At 45.3% G+C, this 17,938-nt stretch carries 18 protein-coding genes; 14 read left to right on the top strand and 4 right to left on the bottom strand.

Translation table 11 applies throughout. The features are described from left to right. Positions 1-20 precede the first annotated feature (20 nt). Genes AC6CHQ_RS01995 through AC6CHQ_RS01980 form a run of 4 tightly spaced genes read right to left on the bottom strand, consistent with a single transcriptional unit; the run spans position 21 to position 3,859 of the window. Positions 21-1,328 (bottom strand): TRAP transporter large permease, encoded by a 1,308-nt coding sequence (locus AC6CHQ_RS01995; protein ID WP_498080695.1) that lies wholly within the window; start codon positions 1,326-1,328, stop codon positions 21-23. Further along, on the bottom strand, positions 1,325-1,900 hold the full coding sequence (locus AC6CHQ_RS01990; RefSeq protein WP_498080694.1) for a TRAP transporter small permease: 576 nt from the start codon (positions 1,898-1,900) through the stop codon (positions 1,325-1,327). Before AC6CHQ_RS01990 ends, AC6CHQ_RS01995 begins: the two co-directional genes overlap by 4 nt. A gap of 22 nt (positions 1,901-1,922) precedes the next feature. Further along, positions 1,923-2,939, bottom strand: a complete 1,017-nt coding sequence (locus AC6CHQ_RS01985; protein WP_498080693.1) for a TRAP transporter substrate-binding protein — start codon at positions 2,937-2,939, stop codon at positions 1,923-1,925. Between the two features lie 32 nt (positions 2,940-2,971). Beyond that, entirely contained in the window at positions 2,972-3,859 is an 888-nt protein-coding gene (locus AC6CHQ_RS01980) for a fumarylacetoacetate hydrolase family protein (RefSeq protein WP_498080692.1), read from the bottom strand. 146 nt (positions 3,860-4,005) lie between these two features. On the opposite strand from AC6CHQ_RS01980, the gene AC6CHQ_RS01975 reads away from it, so the two are divergent. The 14 genes from AC6CHQ_RS01975 (at position 4,006) to AC6CHQ_RS01910 (ending at position 17,898) form a co-directional block, all read left to right on the top strand. Then, positions 4,006-4,665, top strand: coding sequence for an aspartate/glutamate racemase family protein (locus AC6CHQ_RS01975; protein ID WP_498080691.1), 660 nt, complete (start codon positions 4,006-4,008; stop codon positions 4,663-4,665). A 25-nt stretch (positions 4,666-4,690) separates the two neighbouring features. After that, positions 4,691-6,295: an FAD-dependent monooxygenase gene (locus AC6CHQ_RS01970; RefSeq protein ID WP_498080690.1), complete on the top strand. Its 1,605-nt coding sequence runs from the start codon at positions 4,691-4,693 to the stop codon at positions 6,293-6,295. A 399-nt stretch (positions 6,296-6,694) separates the two neighbouring features. Continuing rightward, on the top strand, positions 6,695-7,045 hold the full coding sequence (locus AC6CHQ_RS01965; RefSeq protein ID WP_498080689.1) for a cupin domain-containing protein: 351 nt from the start codon (positions 6,695-6,697) through the stop codon (positions 7,043-7,045). A gap of 39 nt (positions 7,046-7,084) precedes the next feature. Further along, a complete protein-coding gene (locus AC6CHQ_RS01960; RefSeq protein ID WP_498080688.1) occupies positions 7,085-8,137 on the top strand; it encodes a TRAP transporter substrate-binding protein in 1,053 nt (350 codons plus the stop codon). A gap of 73 nt (positions 8,138-8,210) precedes the next feature. Continuing rightward, entirely contained in the window at positions 8,211-8,735 is a 525-nt protein-coding gene (locus AC6CHQ_RS01955; protein WP_498080687.1) for a TRAP transporter small permease, read from the top strand. Beyond that, the gene (locus AC6CHQ_RS01950) at positions 8,732-10,024 is read left to right on the top strand and encodes a TRAP transporter large permease (RefSeq protein ID WP_498080686.1); all 1,293 of its coding nucleotides are present in this window, start codon (positions 8,732-8,734) and stop codon (positions 10,022-10,024) included. The genes AC6CHQ_RS01955 and AC6CHQ_RS01950 overlap by 4 nt, the downstream gene beginning before the upstream one ends. Positions 10,025-10,044: 20 nt before the next feature. Continuing rightward, on the top strand, positions 10,045-10,821 hold the full coding sequence (locus AC6CHQ_RS01945; protein WP_498080685.1) for an IclR family transcriptional regulator: 777 nt from the start codon (positions 10,045-10,047) through the stop codon (positions 10,819-10,821). Continuing rightward, on the top strand, positions 10,818-11,702 hold the full coding sequence (locus AC6CHQ_RS01940; protein WP_498080684.1) for an HpcH/HpaI aldolase/citrate lyase family protein: 885 nt from the start codon (positions 10,818-10,820) through the stop codon (positions 11,700-11,702). The genes AC6CHQ_RS01945 and AC6CHQ_RS01940 overlap by 4 nt, the downstream gene beginning before the upstream one ends. A gap of 5 nt (positions 11,703-11,707) precedes the next feature. Next, on the top strand, positions 11,708-12,172 hold the full coding sequence (locus AC6CHQ_RS01935; RefSeq protein WP_498080683.1) for a MaoC family dehydratase: 465 nt from the start codon (positions 11,708-11,710) through the stop codon (positions 12,170-12,172). 13 nt (positions 12,173-12,185) lie between these two features. Further along, positions 12,186-13,340: a CaiB/BaiF CoA transferase family protein gene (locus AC6CHQ_RS01930; protein ID WP_498080682.1), complete on the top strand. Its 1,155-nt coding sequence runs from the start codon at positions 12,186-12,188 to the stop codon at positions 13,338-13,340. Positions 13,341-13,798: 458 nt separating this feature from the next. After that, the gene (fabG, locus tag AC6CHQ_RS01925; RefSeq protein WP_498080681.1) at positions 13,799-14,566 is read left to right on the top strand and encodes a 3-oxoacyl-ACP reductase FabG; all 768 of its coding nucleotides are present in this window, start codon (positions 13,799-13,801) and stop codon (positions 14,564-14,566) included. A 190-nt stretch (positions 14,567-14,756) separates the two neighbouring features. Then, the gene (locus tag AC6CHQ_RS01920; protein WP_498080680.1) at positions 14,757-15,533 is read left to right on the top strand and encodes a DeoR/GlpR family DNA-binding transcription regulator; all 777 of its coding nucleotides are present in this window, start codon (positions 14,757-14,759) and stop codon (positions 15,531-15,533) included. 30 nt (positions 15,534-15,563) lie between these two features. Beyond that, on the top strand, positions 15,564-16,814 hold the full coding sequence (locus tag AC6CHQ_RS01915) for a class-III pyridoxal-phosphate-dependent aminotransferase (RefSeq protein WP_498080679.1): 1,251 nt from the start codon (positions 15,564-15,566) through the stop codon (positions 16,812-16,814). Positions 16,815-16,863: 49 nt separating this feature from the next. Next, on the top strand, positions 16,864-17,898 hold the full coding sequence (locus AC6CHQ_RS01910; RefSeq protein ID WP_498080678.1) for a phosphotransferase enzyme family protein: 1,035 nt from the start codon (positions 16,864-16,866) through the stop codon (positions 17,896-17,898). The last annotated feature ends 40 nt before the right edge of the window (positions 17,899-17,938 follow it).

Here is a 17,938-nt window from a genome sequence, read left to right as displayed (position 1 = left end):
TCCTTTGATGTAAGGGGCCCTTATGTTTTGATGAGTTCAGGCAGGAACGTGACGATGTCCGGGAAGATGACAAGGACGATGATGAATACGACCATCGTGACAATTGCCGGGATGACCCCCCTGAACAACTTCTCAATCGGAACATCCTTTATGACCCCACTGATGATGTAAATGTTGAGACCGAGCGGAGGGGTCAACACCCCTAAGTTTACAATCATGATCATGATGACACCAAACCATAGTCCATCAAAGCCCAATTGGGTGATAATCGGGTAAACGATGGGGAGGGTGAGGACCATGATGGCGATCCCTTCCAGGAACATTCCCAATACGAAATACACCAATAGGATTAACGCCAGAATCACATAAGGTGATGTATCAAGGCCTGCTACAAGGGAAGTAAGGTAAGTCGGAATCCGGCTAAGGGCCAGGAACTTCCCGAATAATGTTGCACCGATCAGAATCAGGAAGATCATGACCGTGAGCCTCAAAGTCTGATCGAGGGAATCCTTCAGCATTTTAAAGCTCAGCCTTTTGGTGAAGAGTGTAATCAGAAACGCACCTGCCGCACCGATTCCGCCGGCCTCGCTTGGCGTAAAGATACCGAAATAAATACCGCCGATACTCATCAAAAAGAGGACAAGAAACGGCCAGATGCTTTTTAAAGAGGTTACTTTATCTCTAACCGTATAACGCACGGTCTTTTGTGGGGCCAACTGCGGGTTCTTGCGGACTTGCAGGTAAATCATAAGGAAGAAAAGGATGGTCATTAAAACCCCCGGAACAATACCGGCGATCAGAAGAGGACCGATTGGTTCGGATGTGAGTGCCCCGTAGATGATCAGGAGAACACTCGGGGGAATCAGCGCTCCAAGGGTCCCGCCCGCAGCAACTGCCGCACTCGAAAAAGAGGGGGAGTAGCCATGTTTGCGCATCTCCGGAATGCAGATCTTGGCCAGAGTGGCTGTAGTGGCATTGCCCGAACCAGAGATGGCGGAAAAGATGGAGGCTGCCCCGACTGAAGCGATTGCGAGTCCGCCGCGGAAGTGTCCCATCCATTTGTCGACCGAATCAAATAAATCTTTGCCGATTCCGGTATTTGCGATGAAGGTCCCCATTAAAATGAAAAGCGGAATGACACTCAGTGAATAATTGTTTGCGGTATTGAAAGCTGACAATCCGAGTTGGGACAGGCCGACATCCAAGCCGGAAAGGTAAGTGACGCCGAGCACGCCTACCAAAAACAGCGACAGGCCGACTGAGAACTTTGCCAAAATCAATGCCAATAGAACGAGCACGCCTATGAGACCGATCAGTTCGGAGGTCATCCTGTTCTCACCGCCTTCACAACACTTTGAACAAAGCTATTCAGGAGGGAAAGGAAAAAACCGATCGCTCCGAATGTTGTAAGAAAAGCGATTACATAAATCGGTATTCCAAGATCTCCGCTGACGTTGTTGCCCTGCAATAATCTCTGGGCATAGACAAAAAGCTGCCAGCTTGTGAGCAGTACAACCAATGTCAAAATCAGATAGATGACCGCATTACATACGTTTTGAGCACGTTCCGGCAACTTTTTGAACAAGAAGTCAACTTCGATGTGATCTCCTTTTAGCTGGGCTGCGCCAAGGCTGAAGAAAACGGTGATCGCCAATGCAAATCCGGTCAGTTCATAGGTTCCCAAAATGGGGCTGTTGAACAGGTTTCTCCCTAGCACATCGAAAACTGTCAAAAACATCATGGCGAACAGAAGCACACAGGAAAGACCATGGAGAATACGGTTATAGCCTTTTGTGAGTTTATCCAGACTGGAAGAGAATCTGATAAGAAGTGACCCATCCCCTGAATTGTTTTCAAGGGATGAGCCAAGCTTGACCGTGACCAGAGAGCTTTTTTTCATATTGTCCACCTCTTTTCAGCAATCACTTTGCGGTGGCTGCATCATAGATTGATTGTGCGGGGAGGCCTTCTGCTTCTTTGGTTTTGATCCAATTATCAATGACAGGCTGGAGCGCTTTCTCGAATTTTTCCTGTTCTTCAGAGGAGAGTTCGATCACGCTGATGCCGACTTCATCGGCTTTGTCCAGTCCGTCCTGGCCCCCTTGGTCAAGAGCGGCACCGGCCTGCTGGGAAAGATTTTCGGAAAGTGCGTCAAACTTTTCTTTCTCCGATTCCGGAAGCTGATCATAACGATCCTTGTTCATTGTGATGAACATCGACGAAGCGGAAAGGTTGGCGATGGTGACGTGGTCCACGACTTCATGAAGGTTCAAGTCATTGACTGTGGAAACCCCCGCGAGAGCCGCATCGATCACGCCTTTGTTCAGGGACTCGTAAATATCATTGACCGGCATGGAAACCGGTACGGCACCCACTGCCTCCAGAATTTCATTTCCTAGTGTGGAAGGGGAGCGGACTTTAAGGCCGCGGAGGTCTTCCAAGCGCTCAATCGGCTTATCCTTGCTCAGAATCTGATTCGGTTCACCGGTGAAGAGGGCGAGAGGATGGGTGTCTCCATGCTCTTCCTGAAGTTCAGGGAACTCCTTGTACAATTCCCAAAGCTTTTTTGACCCCTCTTCGGAGCTTGTCACAACAAATGGGAGATCCATGACTTCGACCAGCGGGAACTTGCCCGATGTGTACCCGTGAACACTTAGGGAAATGTCGGAAGTGCCGGTTGTTGCGAGGTCATACTGTTCTGGAGGTGTCCCGAGAGAACCGCCCGGATAAAGTTCCAGTGTGACGGCACCGTTTGTCTCGGATTCCAGATCACTTCCGAACTTCTCCAATACCTGAGTATGGACGATATGGTGGCTTGGCCAAAAGTGAGAAAGCTTCAGTGATGTGGTCTCTTCGGTAGATGCGGAGCCACAGGCTCCCATGAGCACGGACGCCCCGAGAAAAGCTGCTGCAAGAACCCCTTTTTTCTTCGTCAGCATAATAATCCCCCTTAAATTGGTTTTTTCGTTGATCAGACAGACTGGGCAGCCGTTTGGGCTTGCTGTTTCTGTTTGGCTTCTGCAGCAATCGGATTGCGGAGCACGCCGACTTTCTCGATTTCAATCTCTACTACATCGCCCTCTTGCATGAATACAGGCGGATTACGTTTGGCTCCGACTCCTCCAGGTGTACCGGACACGATGACGTCACCCGTCTGCAGAGTCGTATAAGAGGAAACATATTCGATCAGCTCAGGGATAGAGAAGATCATCAGATCCGTTGTTGTGTCCTGCATGACCTCGCCATTCAAGCGGGTTTGCAGCCGAAGCGACTCGCCGTCTCCGATTTCATCCCGCGTGACAAGGTCAGGTCCAAAGCCACCGGTTGCATCAAAGTTTTTACCCGGCCCCCACTGGTGGGTATGGTGCTGCCAGTCGCGAATACTGCCGTCGTTGTAGCACGCGTAGCCGGCGATATGCTCATAGGCATTTTCCTTACTGATCCTTCTGCCCGGCTTTCCGATGACCACTGCCAGCTCGCCTTCGAAGTCGAGCCGATCGGATTCTTCCGGCAAGAGGATGGGTTCATTATGGCCGACTTGAGATTCTGCGAATCTGTGGAAGACCACAGGGTAACCGGCTTTCTCCCGATTGGTTTCAATGCGGTGTGTCTCATAATTGATGCCGATACAGAAGATTTTGTCCGGATTAGTGATGACAGGGAGCAACTGGACTTCTTCTTCAGAATAGATAACGCTTTCATTTTCATGATGATTGCCTTCGGAAAATTCCTTTGAAGAAAGGAACTCCTTCAATGTCGGATACTCGGATCCATATTTTGATTTTAGATCTGCAATCCCTTTTTCTACTCGCACTCCATAACTCTCTTCGCCGTTCACTTGATAGCTGACATATTTCAACTAAATGACCCCCTTGTGTTTAATGGATTGAAGTCATTGTATTCTAAAACTTTTAAATTATCAATAGTTGATTATTGATTTCTTTGAAAAATCATTTATCATGTTATTTACAACATTATTATCATAATGTGAAAGAAGGGGTGTAATTGAAAGTTGTATTGATTTCCGCCACGGCAAATTCATTGGCGCCGATTGAAGAAGCTTTCAGGAGGTATGCTTCTGACGTTAAATATGTGCATCTGCTGGATTCGGATCTTCTGTTTCAGCTGGAGCGTGCGGGCGAAATGACTGCCTCGATCAGGCGCCGATTTGTGGACTTGGTCCGGCTTGCCGAACAGTCCGGTGCTGATCTGATTCAACTGACCTGTTCAGCCTTTAATGGTCTGGTGCCTTATCTTCAGCAGCTCACAGAGGTCCGGATTTTCCGTTCTGACCAGGCTGTCTTGGACCGTGCACTGGAGTATGAACGGATTGGGCTTGTTTCTACTGTAGCGGCAACTCCGGTTGCGCTCAGCGGTTATTTGAAAGAGAAAAGGCCGGATGTCCAGGTGATCAGCGAAGTCGAGGACGGTGCCATTCATCTGCTGTCGGAAGGACGAAAACAGGAGCACGACGAAAAGGTGATCCGTCTAATCCGAAAAATTGAAAGCCGTGTCGACGTAATCGTGCTTTCACAATACAGTATCGAGCATGTCAGGCAACTGGTTGAGTCTGAGGTGCCGATATTGGGGGCTGCATCTGCGACGGCACAGCATGTCCGGGAGTACTTGGCAGAGAAAGAACAGCACCACTTGACCAGAACGTAATTGGAAGAAGGGGGAGGGGATCGGAATGTACGATGTCATCATAGCAGGAGCAGGACCGTCCGGACTCATCGCTGCGAATTTGTGCGGCCTGTACGGGATGAAAACATTATTGATTGAACGCAATGCCGGGATAAGCGAAATCCCCAAGGCGATCCTGGTTGACGATGAAACGCTTCGCGTGATTGATCGGATCGGTCTATATCCGGAAGTGAGGCAGGTGATCACACCGGGAGGGGGAGCCGATTATTTTTCAAATAAAATGAAACCGTTTGCAAGCGTGCGTCCGACTGAAATGTCATTCGGCTATCCGAAGCGAAATAAGATTGTACAGCCGATTTTTGAAAAAGTGCTTCTGGAAGGCGTCCAACGCTTTTCGAATGTTGAAATCCGTTATAACAGCGAACTGATCAGCTTTGACCAGAACGATGATTATGTGAAGGTGAAGCTTCGGGATGACGACGGGGAAAAGACATTGAAATCCCTGTATCTGTTGGGGTGTGACGGTGGAAGAAGTACGGTACGCAAGCAGCTGGGCATCAAACTGGAAGAGGTGGGAAGCAAGAAAAACGGCTCCAGCTTTGAGGAGCCGTGGGTCATTGTCGATTTGAAAAACGATGATGTACAAACGCGGCACACTTCATTTTTCTGTGATCCGCCGCGGCCTGCCATGCATGCCTATACTGCGTTCGGCCAGCGACGCTATGAATTCATGCTGCTGGACGGGGAAGATCCGGAAGAAATGTTGAGCGATGAAAAACTCGGTGAACTGATTGCTCCTTATACGGAATACAAGCCTGAAAATCTGGTGAAAAAGGCAGTCGTCGTCTTTAATGCACTTGTGGCCGAGAAATTTGGAGAGGGGCGTGTTGTCCTTGTGGGGGATTCCGCACATTTAACTCCTCCATTCGCAGGTCAAGGACTCAATTCAGGTGTGCGGGATGCATTCAACATTGTCTGGAAGATTAAATTGGCGGCCGAAGGAAAAGCCGCACCTTCAATAGTTGAGAGCTACGAAAAGGAACGCAAGGAACATGTGGAAGCGATGATCCGTCTTTCCGTCAGGATGGGCAACTTCATTTTGACGACCAGCAAAAAGAGAAAGCTGGTCCGTGACGCGGCATTTGGGGCGATGAAGATCGTACCTCCACTAAAGCGCTACGTCACCGAAATGCGCTTTAAACCGAAACCCATCTGCTCAAAAGGACTATTTATCGATATCGAAAAGCCGTTGGTCGGTGAGATGTTCAGACAATCTACTTATATGAACTGTGATTCCGAGATGGTGCCTATTGATCGGTATATGAAAAGTGGCTTCAACTTACTGAAAATCGGAGCGCCGGATGAGATAGCATTTCCCAATTTGGACAGACCTGTATGGCAAACAATCAATCCAAATAAGATCTCGATTTATCCGGAGCATTTTGTAACGAGAGAAATGGAAGACAGCATTCCGCTGACAGACGTCAATAACGACCTGAATCTGTATTTGAATAAATTTGTATTAATACGACCGGACTTTTACGTGATGGGTGTGTTTAGTGCAGAGGAATTTGAGTCGTTTACAGATCAGCTGGAGGATGTTCTGGAACCGAAAATACAATTGGAAGAGAGCTATCGTGTTGCATTATAAATTTAAGTGACGGGAAGCAGCCTGCGCGGCTGCTTTTTCGTGTTGGGAGGGGGTGAATCCCTACCTGGGGGTGTTCGGGTTACTACCAAGGGGTACCTGTGTTCTTACCTTCGATGCCTGAATCCTTACGAAGGCTAGATGAGTGTTTACCTTACTGGGGAGAGGGATTACGTCAATGTGAAGATCTTATTAGTAACTTTAGTAAACCATGGCTGTAGCTTGATGAAGTCTATGGCTTAAACAGAAGAAATAAAGATAAATGACTTAATGTAAGTATAAAACAGAAACAATATTTTAAAATAATTTAGAAATTTCATTGAAAGCTAAGTTTGGATATGGTAAGTTTCTTTTAACAAACGGAATGCCATTCCGTATATTGGAATGAAGAGGAGGATATTAGTGGCTTACTGGAGAAATGTTTCTGAAGTAGAAGCGTACACGCCACCTGCACATGAAGGTACATTCAACCGCCGATTGGCGGGTATGGCAGACGGCATGGAAGACATGGAAGTCATTATTGGGGAAATGGAGCCTGGGGGCAGTGCAGATCCGCACGATCACGAAGATATGGAGCAATCCATGTACATCCTACAAGGAAAAATGCATGTGATAATCGGGGGAGAAGAAGCGGAGTTAGGAGAAGGAGATATCGTTTGGATTCCTAAGAAGACGATGCATGAGGTGAAAAACATAGGGGAAGACAATTTGAAGTTTGTCTTAATGTACTCGCCGCCAAAGCAAAGAATCTAACAGCAAAATTGAAAGCGTTCACATAAAAGGAGGAGAATCATGTTCAAGCTAAAAAAGGGCGTATTACTCGCGGTTACCGCTGCTGCTGTACTGATGTTAGGAGCCTGCGGAGATAGTAGTGCTGAATCCGAAGGTTCGGGTGGAGGCGAACAAGAAACTATAAAACTTAAGGTTGCAGATTCATTCCCGACAAGTAACTATCTTTCTTCAGAAGGAATTGTTTACTACATGGACCGAGTTGAGGAACTGACAGACGGCCAAGTGGAGTTCGAATACTATCCTGCTGAACAAATTGGGAAAGCGAACAGCTACTTGGACCTAACGCTTTCTCGGACCGTTGATGTCGGCTATACATCTTATGCTACAGATAAACTGCCTCTATCAGAAATCGCAACACTGCCTGGAGCTTATTCAACAGCTGAGGAAGGATCAAAGATCATCTGGCAGCTGATGAAAGATTATCTCATTGAAGAGGAATACTTGCCGAATGATGTACGACCAATTTACGCGGTTGCAATTCCGCAGTATCAGTTGGTCACGACGAAGAAGCCGGTAACAAGTCTTGAAGACTTTAAGGGTTTGAAAACACGAGTAACCGGAACGATGGAGTATGCGCTGGATGAACTCGGTGGCTCACCGGTCTTTATGCCTGCAACTGAAGCTTACACGGCGATGGAAAGAGGGACAGTTGACGGAGTGACATTCCCGTTCACAAGTTTTGAGCCTTATCAAATAGAATCGATTGCAAAGCATTCTACGAAAGGGGCAAATTTGGGGAGCTTCACCGTTATCTATTCGATTAATGAAAAGCTCTATCAAACGCTTCCGGAAAATGTGAAAGAAGCGATGGCTCAAGCGGGCGATGAAACTGTAGAGTATCTCTCCAAGTTCCTTGACGAAAAGGACAATGAACTTGCAGAGAAGTTCAGCGACAAAGTAGAAATCTATGAACTGAGCGAAGAAGAGTCTGCTGAATGGGATACGGCACTTGAACCAGTCTGGGATCGCTGGGCCGAGTCACTTGAAAAGAGGGGCATTAACGCAAATGAGGCGATCGAGAAGTACCGAGCTATTCAAGAAGAACTTAACTGATGCATAAAAGGTTTTGGCCAGGCTGCGTGTCTTATCGGCTTGGCCTTTTTCTTTAGAAAGGAAGGTGTAAACAATGGAGAAGTTAGAAAAAGGTTTTTCGATATTGGAATTTGTCTGCTTAAGAATATCCCAAGTCGCTTTGCTGGGAATGATGCTGTTAACAAGTCTTGATGCATTTAGTAGATACATATTTAACCAATCGATTACAGGAGCTTATGAAATAACGGAAATGTATCTGATGGTAATTACCGTATTCCTCAGTATGAGCTACGTTTTAAAGGAAGATGGACATATCCGTTTGGATATTTTATTTGATAGGTTTTCCTCTAAAGTGCAAGGCATGCTGAATATTATTTTCTATATTCTTGGTGCTGCATTAATGATTGTTATTGGTTATTTGGGATTGCAAAGCACAATGGAAGCTTTGGACAAAAACCTTGTGGCATCTGGATTGATTAATTTCCCCCTGTGGTTGTCTTACATCTGGATACCGGTAGGAGCATTCCTGATCGCTATTCGCTTTTTAATTCTTTGCGTGTTTATTCTAACCGGAAGACAACATGGTAAACCGGCAGATGAGGAGGTGGATATCGTATGACAGTAGCAATTCCACTATTATTGCTTGTACTGTTCTTGGCTTTTGGAATGCCGATTGCATTTGCATTGGGGGTTTCAGGGGCAATTGGCCTTCTTATGTTCAGCGGGATTGATTCGTTCTTAGGTATTTTACAAACCACTCCGTATGATAGTGTAAAAAGCTTTCTTATGAGCGCCATTCCGATGTTTATTTTGATGGCCGCCTTCATGACAGTAAGTGGCATTATGAAGGACCTTTTCAATGCGGCCTATAAATGGCTCGGGAGGTTACCGGGTGGTCTCGGAATTGCCACTGTATTTGCCGGAGCTATGATGGGTGCGGTATCCGGTTCGAGCCAGGCTTCAGCAGCTGCAATGGCAAAAGCTGCTGCCCCGGAGATGAGAAAGTATAATTACAGCACAGCGTTTACTATGGGTGTCATCAGCATGTCGGGAACCCTTGCTGTAATGATCCCTCCAAGTATCATTCTTATCTTATATGGAATTCTGACAGAGACAGGAGTAGGCTCCCTTCTAATCGCGGGTATAGTTCCTGGGATTTTAACGGCGCTCGGTTATATCATAGTTATCTTTGTTTGGGTGTCTATGAAACCGGAAATTGCTCCGAAAATTGAAGTTGTCCCGACGCTACGCGAGAAGTTTGCCTCTCTTAAGCACATTTGGCCGATGCTCTTAATAATCATCGCCGTTATCGGAGGAATCTACAGTGGTTTTGTAACTGCCACCGAAGCAGGCGCTTTAGGTGCATTTATTACGTTCCTAGTCGTTCTTCTAATGGGGAGACTCAGTATGAAGAAAATGGGCGTCGCGCTGAACGATACAATCAAGTCCACGACCATGATTATGACGATTATCATTGGTGCGCATATTTTCAGCTACTTCCTTACAATCACTCAGGTCACACAGAAATTGGTGGTTTTTGTTGAAGGGTTAGATGTATCAAAGTATTGGATTTTAGCATTTATCATTGTCCTTTATTTAATCTTAGGATTCTTTATGGACCAGATTGCAATATTGATCCTGACATTGCCTCTTACGTTTCCGATTATTGTTTCGTTAGGATTCGACCCGGTCTGGTTTGGAATCATTGTTACTAAAACGGTAGAAATCGGGCTTGTAACACCGCCAGTTGGAATGAATGTCTTTGTTGCTACAGGGGCTGCTGGTGTTAAGACTGCAGAAGGTTTTAAAGGGGTTACTTGGTTTGTCCTAACGGATTTGCTTATTCTCTTGGTGCTTATCCTGATGCCATTCCTTACTCTATGGCTACCAGAAATGATGATGGACTAATAAAAAGTTGGTGATTGTACTTGAAGAACCCAAACGTGATTTCAAAGACCTTTTCAATATTAAGAGCATTCACTGATGTGAAAAGTGAATGGGGAGTTAATGAGCTAGCTAGACATTTGAATATGCCACCCAGTTCGCTGCACCGAATGCTGACCTCATTAAAAGAGGAGAACATTGTGGAGCTTGTGGAGTCCTCACAAAAATATAGGATTGGCATTGATTTGATCCGAATGTCGTCACTTATTTCTACACATGTAGATGTAAAGAGCATTGCAAGGCCATTTTTGGAAGGTTTAAAGGCAAAATTAAAGCATCCTGTCTACTTTTCACTGTATTATCCGCAACACAGAAAGTTAGCTTTTATAGATAGTGTGAAAAGTTCCTTCGCACTTCAATATGTCCTGGATATCGGGGTGCTGCAGCCAATCCATGTAGCCTCGAGCGGGAAGTCTATATTGGCTTTTCTAACTCAACAGGAGATTGACGCCGTGTTAGATCAAGAAGATGTTCCGGTTTCCGAGCGATTGAAGGTTATAAAGGAATTGGAGAACATCAAAAACGATGGGTATGCCATTACGTCGAATGAGCGGAAAGAGGGGGCCCTAAGTGTTGGTGCGCCAATATTTAAAGCGAACAACGTAATAATCGGAAGCATTATTTGCGTCATGCCGATCAATGAATTTAAAGAAGAAGAAAAAGAATTCTTCATTAGAAGTGTGAAAGAGACTGCAGAAAGCATTTCCTATGTTTTAGGGTCATCGAAAGCCAGTAAAGAGGAAGAGGAGTTGATGATATGAACTTAACCCGTTCGCTATTATTTGTTCCGGGAATTAAAGCAGCATGGATTGAAAAAGTAAGAAACTATGATGCCGATGGGTATATTTTGGATCTCGAGGATAGTGTCCCATCTCATTTAAAGGAACAGGCAAGAGAAAATGTGGCATCCGCTCTTCCTTCTCTTTTCAAACAGAATAAGAGAATATTCGTCAGGATTAACAAGGATGAAGATGGTTTTAATCGAGCGGATGTAGAGGCCATTGTAATGGAAGGGCTGGAAGGCGTCGTTCTTCCTAAACCAGAAGAACCAGAAGAGTTGGAGAGATTATCGGAATGGATTAGCGAACTGGAGACGGAGCGGGGGATACAGAAGGGCGGCATCAAGCTTCTGCCGGTTCTTGAAACGGCAAAGTCTATGCATTTTGCTTATGAGATTGGAAGTGTATCACGCGTTTTTGCAATTGCCGGATTAACAGCTAAGGACGGAGACGTTGCGCGTGCTCTAGGATACAAGTGGACAGCAGAAGGTTTAGAGACGCTGTATATGCGTTCCAAAGTTGTCATGGCGGCACGAGCTGCAGGCGTACTTCCACTGGGCGGACTCTGGCAGGACGTTCACGATCTTGAAGGACTTGAGAAGGCTGCAAAATTCAATCGACAGCTTGGATTCGATGGAGAGCTGATTCTCCATCCCTCCAATACGGCCATTGTGAATCGTACGTATTCACCTTCTGAAGATGAAGCAGCTTATTACCAGGGAATGATCGATGCATTCCGGGAAGCAGAGGCAAAAGGTATATCTGCAATCATGTATGAAGGGGTACACATTGACTATGCCCATGTGAAAACTGCTGAACAGGTATTGGAAGCTTATCATGAGAGCCTAGGAGAGAAGGTTTAAACACAATGGGGAAATACTTTGAGGAATTGAAAGTGGGCAGTGTGTTTCACCACCGCCCACACCGGACGGTGACGGAAACAGACAACCTGCTGTTCACGACTCTAACCCACAACACACAATCCCTTCATCTGGACGAAGAATTTGCAAAGCAGACCATTCACGGCACTAGGATTGTGAACAGTTTGTTTACCCTTTCTTACGTGGTTGGAGTTAGTGTGGGGGAACTGACAGAAGGCACGACATTAGGCAACTTAGGGTTTGATGAAACTGTATTTCCAGCTCCTGTTAGGATTGGAGACACTATTAGAGCAGAAACCGAAGTAGTAGAGAAGCGTGAGTCAAAATCGAAGGATGACCGTGGAATCGTTTGGTTTGAGCACCGTGGATACAATCAGAGGGATGAACTAGTAGTTAAATCAAAGCGAGCGGGAATGATGCTTAGGCAAACAACTACTCAAGATAGATCATAAGGGGGAGAAGCTGATGGAAGGGCCATTAAAGGGAATCAGAGTGTTGGATCTGACCTCCGTCGTGATGGGTCCCTATTGTACGGTAATGTTAGGAGATATGGGGGCGGATGTTATCAAAATCGAGCCTCCGACCGGTGACACGACCCGATACTTGGGACCTTCAAATAGCGGTGAATTGGGAAGCCTTTTTCTGCATCTAAACCGCAACAAGAGAAGTGTGGTACTTGATTTGAAGACCGAAGAAGGTCGGAATGCCATCTTGAAGCTGGCTGAACAGGTGGATATTGTGGTCCATACGATGCGACCAGCCTCCATGGAGCGGCTCAATTTGGCGTATGAAGACTTTAAGGCGGTAAATGAACGTATCATTTACTGTGGCATGTATGGTTTCTCTGAGGATGGTCCATATGCCGGGCGGCCTGCATATGACGACATCATCCAAGCGGCGTCCGGGATGGCCTCAGCCCAGGGGAAGATTAACGGACAGCCTCAGTATCTTGCAACTGTTCTCGCAGACAAGACAACTGGTCTTATCGGGCTAAGCTCGGTCTTAGCGGCACTTTACCACAGGGAAATCAGTGGTGTTGGCCAGGAAATTGAAGTACCCATGTTCGAATCAATGGTTGGTTACACAATGACAGAGCATTTGTATGGGAAAACATATAACCCGCCATTAGGCGATAGCTACTATCCCCGAGTGGTATCCCCATATCGTAAGCCATATCAGACAACTGATGGCTATATCGGGGTAATGATTTACAATGACAAGCATTGGAAGAACTTCATTGAAGTATCCGGAAGGGAAGATTTGGTCGGAGATGAGCGTTTTATTGATATTAATGCAAGAACAGCAAACATTAACTTCGTTTATCAGACTGTAGAAAACATCATTAGAACTAAATCAACTGATGAATGGTTATCGATATTAAAATCAGCGGATATCCCATGCACAAATATAAATACGCCGGAAGATTTGAGGCAAGACCCACATCTCAACGCTGTGAACTTCTTTAATGAGAAAGAGCATCCTGTTGAGGGAACTGTCGTAGATATGAAGTTTCCGGTTAAATTCAGTCTTACTCCGACCGTATCCGAAAGGCTGGCACCTGGGTTGGGAGAGCATACGGATGAGGTATTGAATGAGATAAGAGAAGGTATTGAAGAATAGGTGTACCACTGTCAAAAGACATGAATGGAAAGTTAATGGACTCCGGATGGAAGCATAGACCTATTAAACGAGAAAATATAAATCTTTCACGGCGAGATGGCTCCAGTACTCTACTGGGGACATCTTTTTTAATCTTTAATGAGTTTTGAGAAAGAACATACCCAGGCCTTTCAGCCCGGGTATGACACAACTTGTTGGTGCCATGGTTAGATTTGAAAAATCTCATTAGTTGAAACGGAAAATTGATGGTAAAGTCTTCCTCTGTGACTTCCTGACAATAGGTATACATTTAAAGACTCTAGCATCAATGAAACTCTTTTGAATTGTTAGAAAATACTGTTGACTTCAAATAACCTCCATGATAATATTAAACAAACCACAAGATACAACATAAATATTGTTGTTTTATGTCGAATTTAATTTTTAGTTCAACATCTTTACTTAAGGGGGAGCGAATGTTGAGTCTAAATATTTTTGAAGGAAAAACCGTCGTTGTCACGGGAGGGAGCAAAGGGATTGGCAAAGGGATTGCGAAAGTGTTCGCAGAAAAAGGGGCTAATGTTGCCATTGTTGCTCGAGATTTAGAAGTTGCCAAGAAGACGGCTGAGCAACTGCAAGGAAAACAAAATATTGTAAGGGCTTTCAGTGGAGATGTCGCATCATTTGAATCAACGGAAACAGTGGCAAAGGATATTGTCGAGGCCTTTGGAGGCGTGGATGTTGTCTGTGCAAACGCGGGAATATTCCCCTCGGCTACGATTGAAGAGCTGACTGAAGAACAATGGGATTATGTGCAAAACATCAATGCCAGAGGAACCTTCTTTACTGTTAAAGCATTTCTGCCTTACGTGAAAAGAGCGGAATTCGGGCGGTTCATTATTACCTCCTCGATCACAGGGCCAATTACGGGATACGCTGGTTGGTCACATTACGGAGCCAGTAAAGCTGCGCAACTCGGATTTATGCGTACAGCAGCCTTGGAGCTGGCTAAAGATGACATTACAATCAATGCAGTTTCACCAGGGAATGTATTTACAGAGGGTCTGGATGGTTTGGGAGAAGATTACTTAAAGGCCATGGCAGCCGCCATTCCGTTTAAGCGCTTGGGAACTGTTGAAGATATTGGCCATGCAGCTGCATTTTTTGCTTCTAAAGAGGCTGGCTTCATAACTGGTCAAACGTTGGTAGTAGACGGTGGACAAATTTTGCCCGAAGACAACGCGTAATTGTTGTCAGAGTCTTCATTCGCGGTGGCAGTAAATAGATAAGCATAATTTCTTTGTTATCACAATAAGTTAACTAACAAACCACAAAACCACAAAATGATAACAACACTAAATTGGGAATTTGTGGACTTGTGAATTATAATTAAAGGATGTGAGGCTTTCATATTTAGCTAAGTGAGGGGACAGCATAATGTCATTATCATACGAAGATCGGAAAAAAGTCATATTAGAAGTTCTTGAAAAAGAAGAGAAAGTAAATGTCCGTCAAATGTCAGAGACTTTGCTTGTTTCGGGAGAAACCATCCGAAGAGATTTAGACCGGCTTGAAAAAGAGGGGAAGTTGAAGAAGGTCTATGGAGGAGCAATCAAAGAAAAATCCTCTTTAGAGCTGCCTTTTGATATGAAGGCGGACATTATGGCTGCAGAGAAACATGCCATCAGCAAGAAAGCTGCTGAATTTGTGGACAATGGTGACAGCATCATCATTGGTCATGGTTCAACACTCGCAGGTCTTGTTCGATTCTTGGAAGATAAACAGCATGTCACGATTATTACGCCATCTATACCTGTACTGATGGAAACGATGGAATCGTTCAATGGCAAAGTTATTTTCATTGGTGGAGAGTACGAGGCTGATCAGAAATTTACAAGCGGCCCTTTGGCCGAGTCGGTCTATGGCCAAATTAAAGCGAACAAAGCATTTGTTGCCGCTGGTGGTCTGTCTGTAAATGATGGTATGTCTGATTACGATTTACAGGGGGCCAGTAGCTCAAGACAGATGATGAAGCGGGCAGAGGAGGTTATTATTTTGGCTGATCATACAAAGTTCGGAAAAACGACTTTTGCACATATTTGCCCGCTTTCCGATATACCGATTATCATTACTGACCGTAATGTTTCCAAAGAGTGGCGTCAGGTCCTAGAGGGTCACAATATCGAACTTGTGATTGCTGATCCGGTCTATTAAGTATTATTTCGCAAAGGTGGAGATGTGGAGATGATTGAAAAGATCAGTAAGTCTTCTGTATTAGATAAATCGATTCAATATTGGAACCCTGGCAAAACAAAGCAATGGCAGATAGATGGTGTTGACCTTGTTATCGGAAAGCGCAAAGGTTACTTCCTTTACGACATGGATGGAAAGGAACTAATGGATCTTCACCTTAACGGTGGTACGTATAACCTCGGCCATCGTAACCAAGAAATCATCTCAACGCTCATTGAAGCCACGGAAACCTTCGATATAGGAAATCATCACTTCCCATCTACAGCTCGTGCACAGCTTGCGGAAAAGTTGTATGAATGCACACCGGATAACTTGCGCTATTCAATTCTCTCCAGCGGGGGCGGAGAAGCAATTGATGTGGCGATCAAGAGTGCGCGGTATGCAACGAAGCGCAAAAAGGTGATATCGGTAAAGTTCGCTTATCACGGACACACAGGAATTGCGGTAACGCTAGGTAATGAAAGGTATTCCAAACTCTTTATGAGTCAAGCTGACGATGATGAAGTTGTGAACGTTGTATTTAATGATATCGATGCGATGGAGAGGGCCCTTTCAAGAGAAGATGTAGCGTGTGTCATCATCGAAACGATTCCGGCTACATACGGCTTCAAAATGCCGGAACCCGGCTACTTGGAGGAGACAAAGCGGCTATGCGAAAAGTATGGAACGCTTTATGTGGCAGATGAAGTGCAAACAGGACTTCTTCGTACCGGGAAGTTATGGGGCATTGAACATCATGGCATTAAGCCGGACATTTTGGTAACTGCAAAGGGTTTAAGCGGCGGGATTTACCCGATTGCTGCAACGGTTGTTAGTGAAGAGGTTGGCCAGTGGATGAATGAAGATGGGTTTGCACACATCTCCACCTTTGGTGGTTCAGAACTGGGTTGTGCAGTAGCGATTAAAGTGCTTGAAATCTCGCAGCGTCCGGAAGTCGTAGAAAATGTAGACTATGTCTCAAGGTACCTTCGTTCCGGATTAGAACGGATTAAGAGCCAGTATCCTAACCATTTCACAGGGATCCGACAGAAGGGCGTAGTTTTTGGCCTTGAATTCAGCAAGGAAGACGGGGCAAAAGACGTGATGCGCTCCCTCTACGACAACGGTGTTTGGGCAATTTATTCAATGCTTGATACAAAGGTGCTTCAGTTCAAGCCGGGTCTGCTTCTTGACCAGCGTTACTGTGATGACTTGTTGAATCGAGTGGAAACAAGTATGGCACAAGCTGTTCGAAAAATGTAGATTGATTAATTGATTCCACTTTAATTAAAAAAAGAGAGGGGTCGTGTCAGTGAGTAGTGCAAGTGCAAATACCTGGGACCGTCCATTGGAATTATTTAATAAGGTATCACTGCGTGCCAAGGAAATGTATGAAGGACTGGATGATCATGAAGTTCAACTCCTGGATTACTCTGAAAATGCCACCTATCTCATCAAGAACGATGAGACAGGCGACAAAAAAATCCTCCGTGTCTGCCGTCCTAACTATCACCAAAAAGAAGAAATCGAGAGTGAGGTGAAATGGCTTCAATCGATCGATGAGAAAACATCCATTAAGGTATCTAGGCCGATTGCCGGCTCAGATGGGCAATTCTTGCAAGCGGTTACATTAGAGGATGATGGTCCTGAATATTATTGTGTCCTATTCACCTTCTTGGAAGGGGAGATGCCTGACGTCGATAACGAGGAAAAGCTGATCCGAGTATTCAAGGAAATTGGGCGCACAACCGCACAGTTTCATGAGCACGTCATTAACAACCATGAGGAATTTGCCGATATTAAACGTACTGTTTGGGACTATGAAAATCTATTGGGTGACAAACCCAAATGGGGCAGATGGCAAGACGGAAAGGCTATCACTCCTGAGCGAGAGGCGCTATTTACTAGAGTATCCGAAGTCATCAAGGCTCGTCTCGAAAAATTCGGCAAGAGTCCGAGTCGTTTTGGGCTGATCCATGCAGATTTAAGGCATGCGAATCTGATTTTAGATAACGAACGGAAAATCGTTCAGGTGATCGACTTTGATGACAGTGGGTTCGGATGGTACTTATATGATCTGGCCTCTTCGCTGACCTTCATCGAGCACAGAGAATATGTCCCGAAACTCATTGATGCATGGCTTGAGGGGTACCGGGAAATCCGACAGTTGCCGAAAGAAGAGGAGGAAGAAATTCCGACATTCGTCATGATGAGAAGGCTTCAATTGATTGCTTGGGTCGGCAGCAGGGATAACGAAACTGCTGCAGAACTTGGAGAAGAGTATACCGTGCAAACAGATGATTTGGCAAAAGCATATCTGAAATTATTTGAAGATTCTGTGAAGTGAACTGCTTTATATTAGCCAAAGACAAAAGAGGAAAAATACT

The organism is Bhargavaea sp. GQ12 (assembly GCF_059758705.1).
Note: the sequence above shows the minus strand (reverse complement) of the source record. Positions and strands in the feature narration are given on the sequence as shown.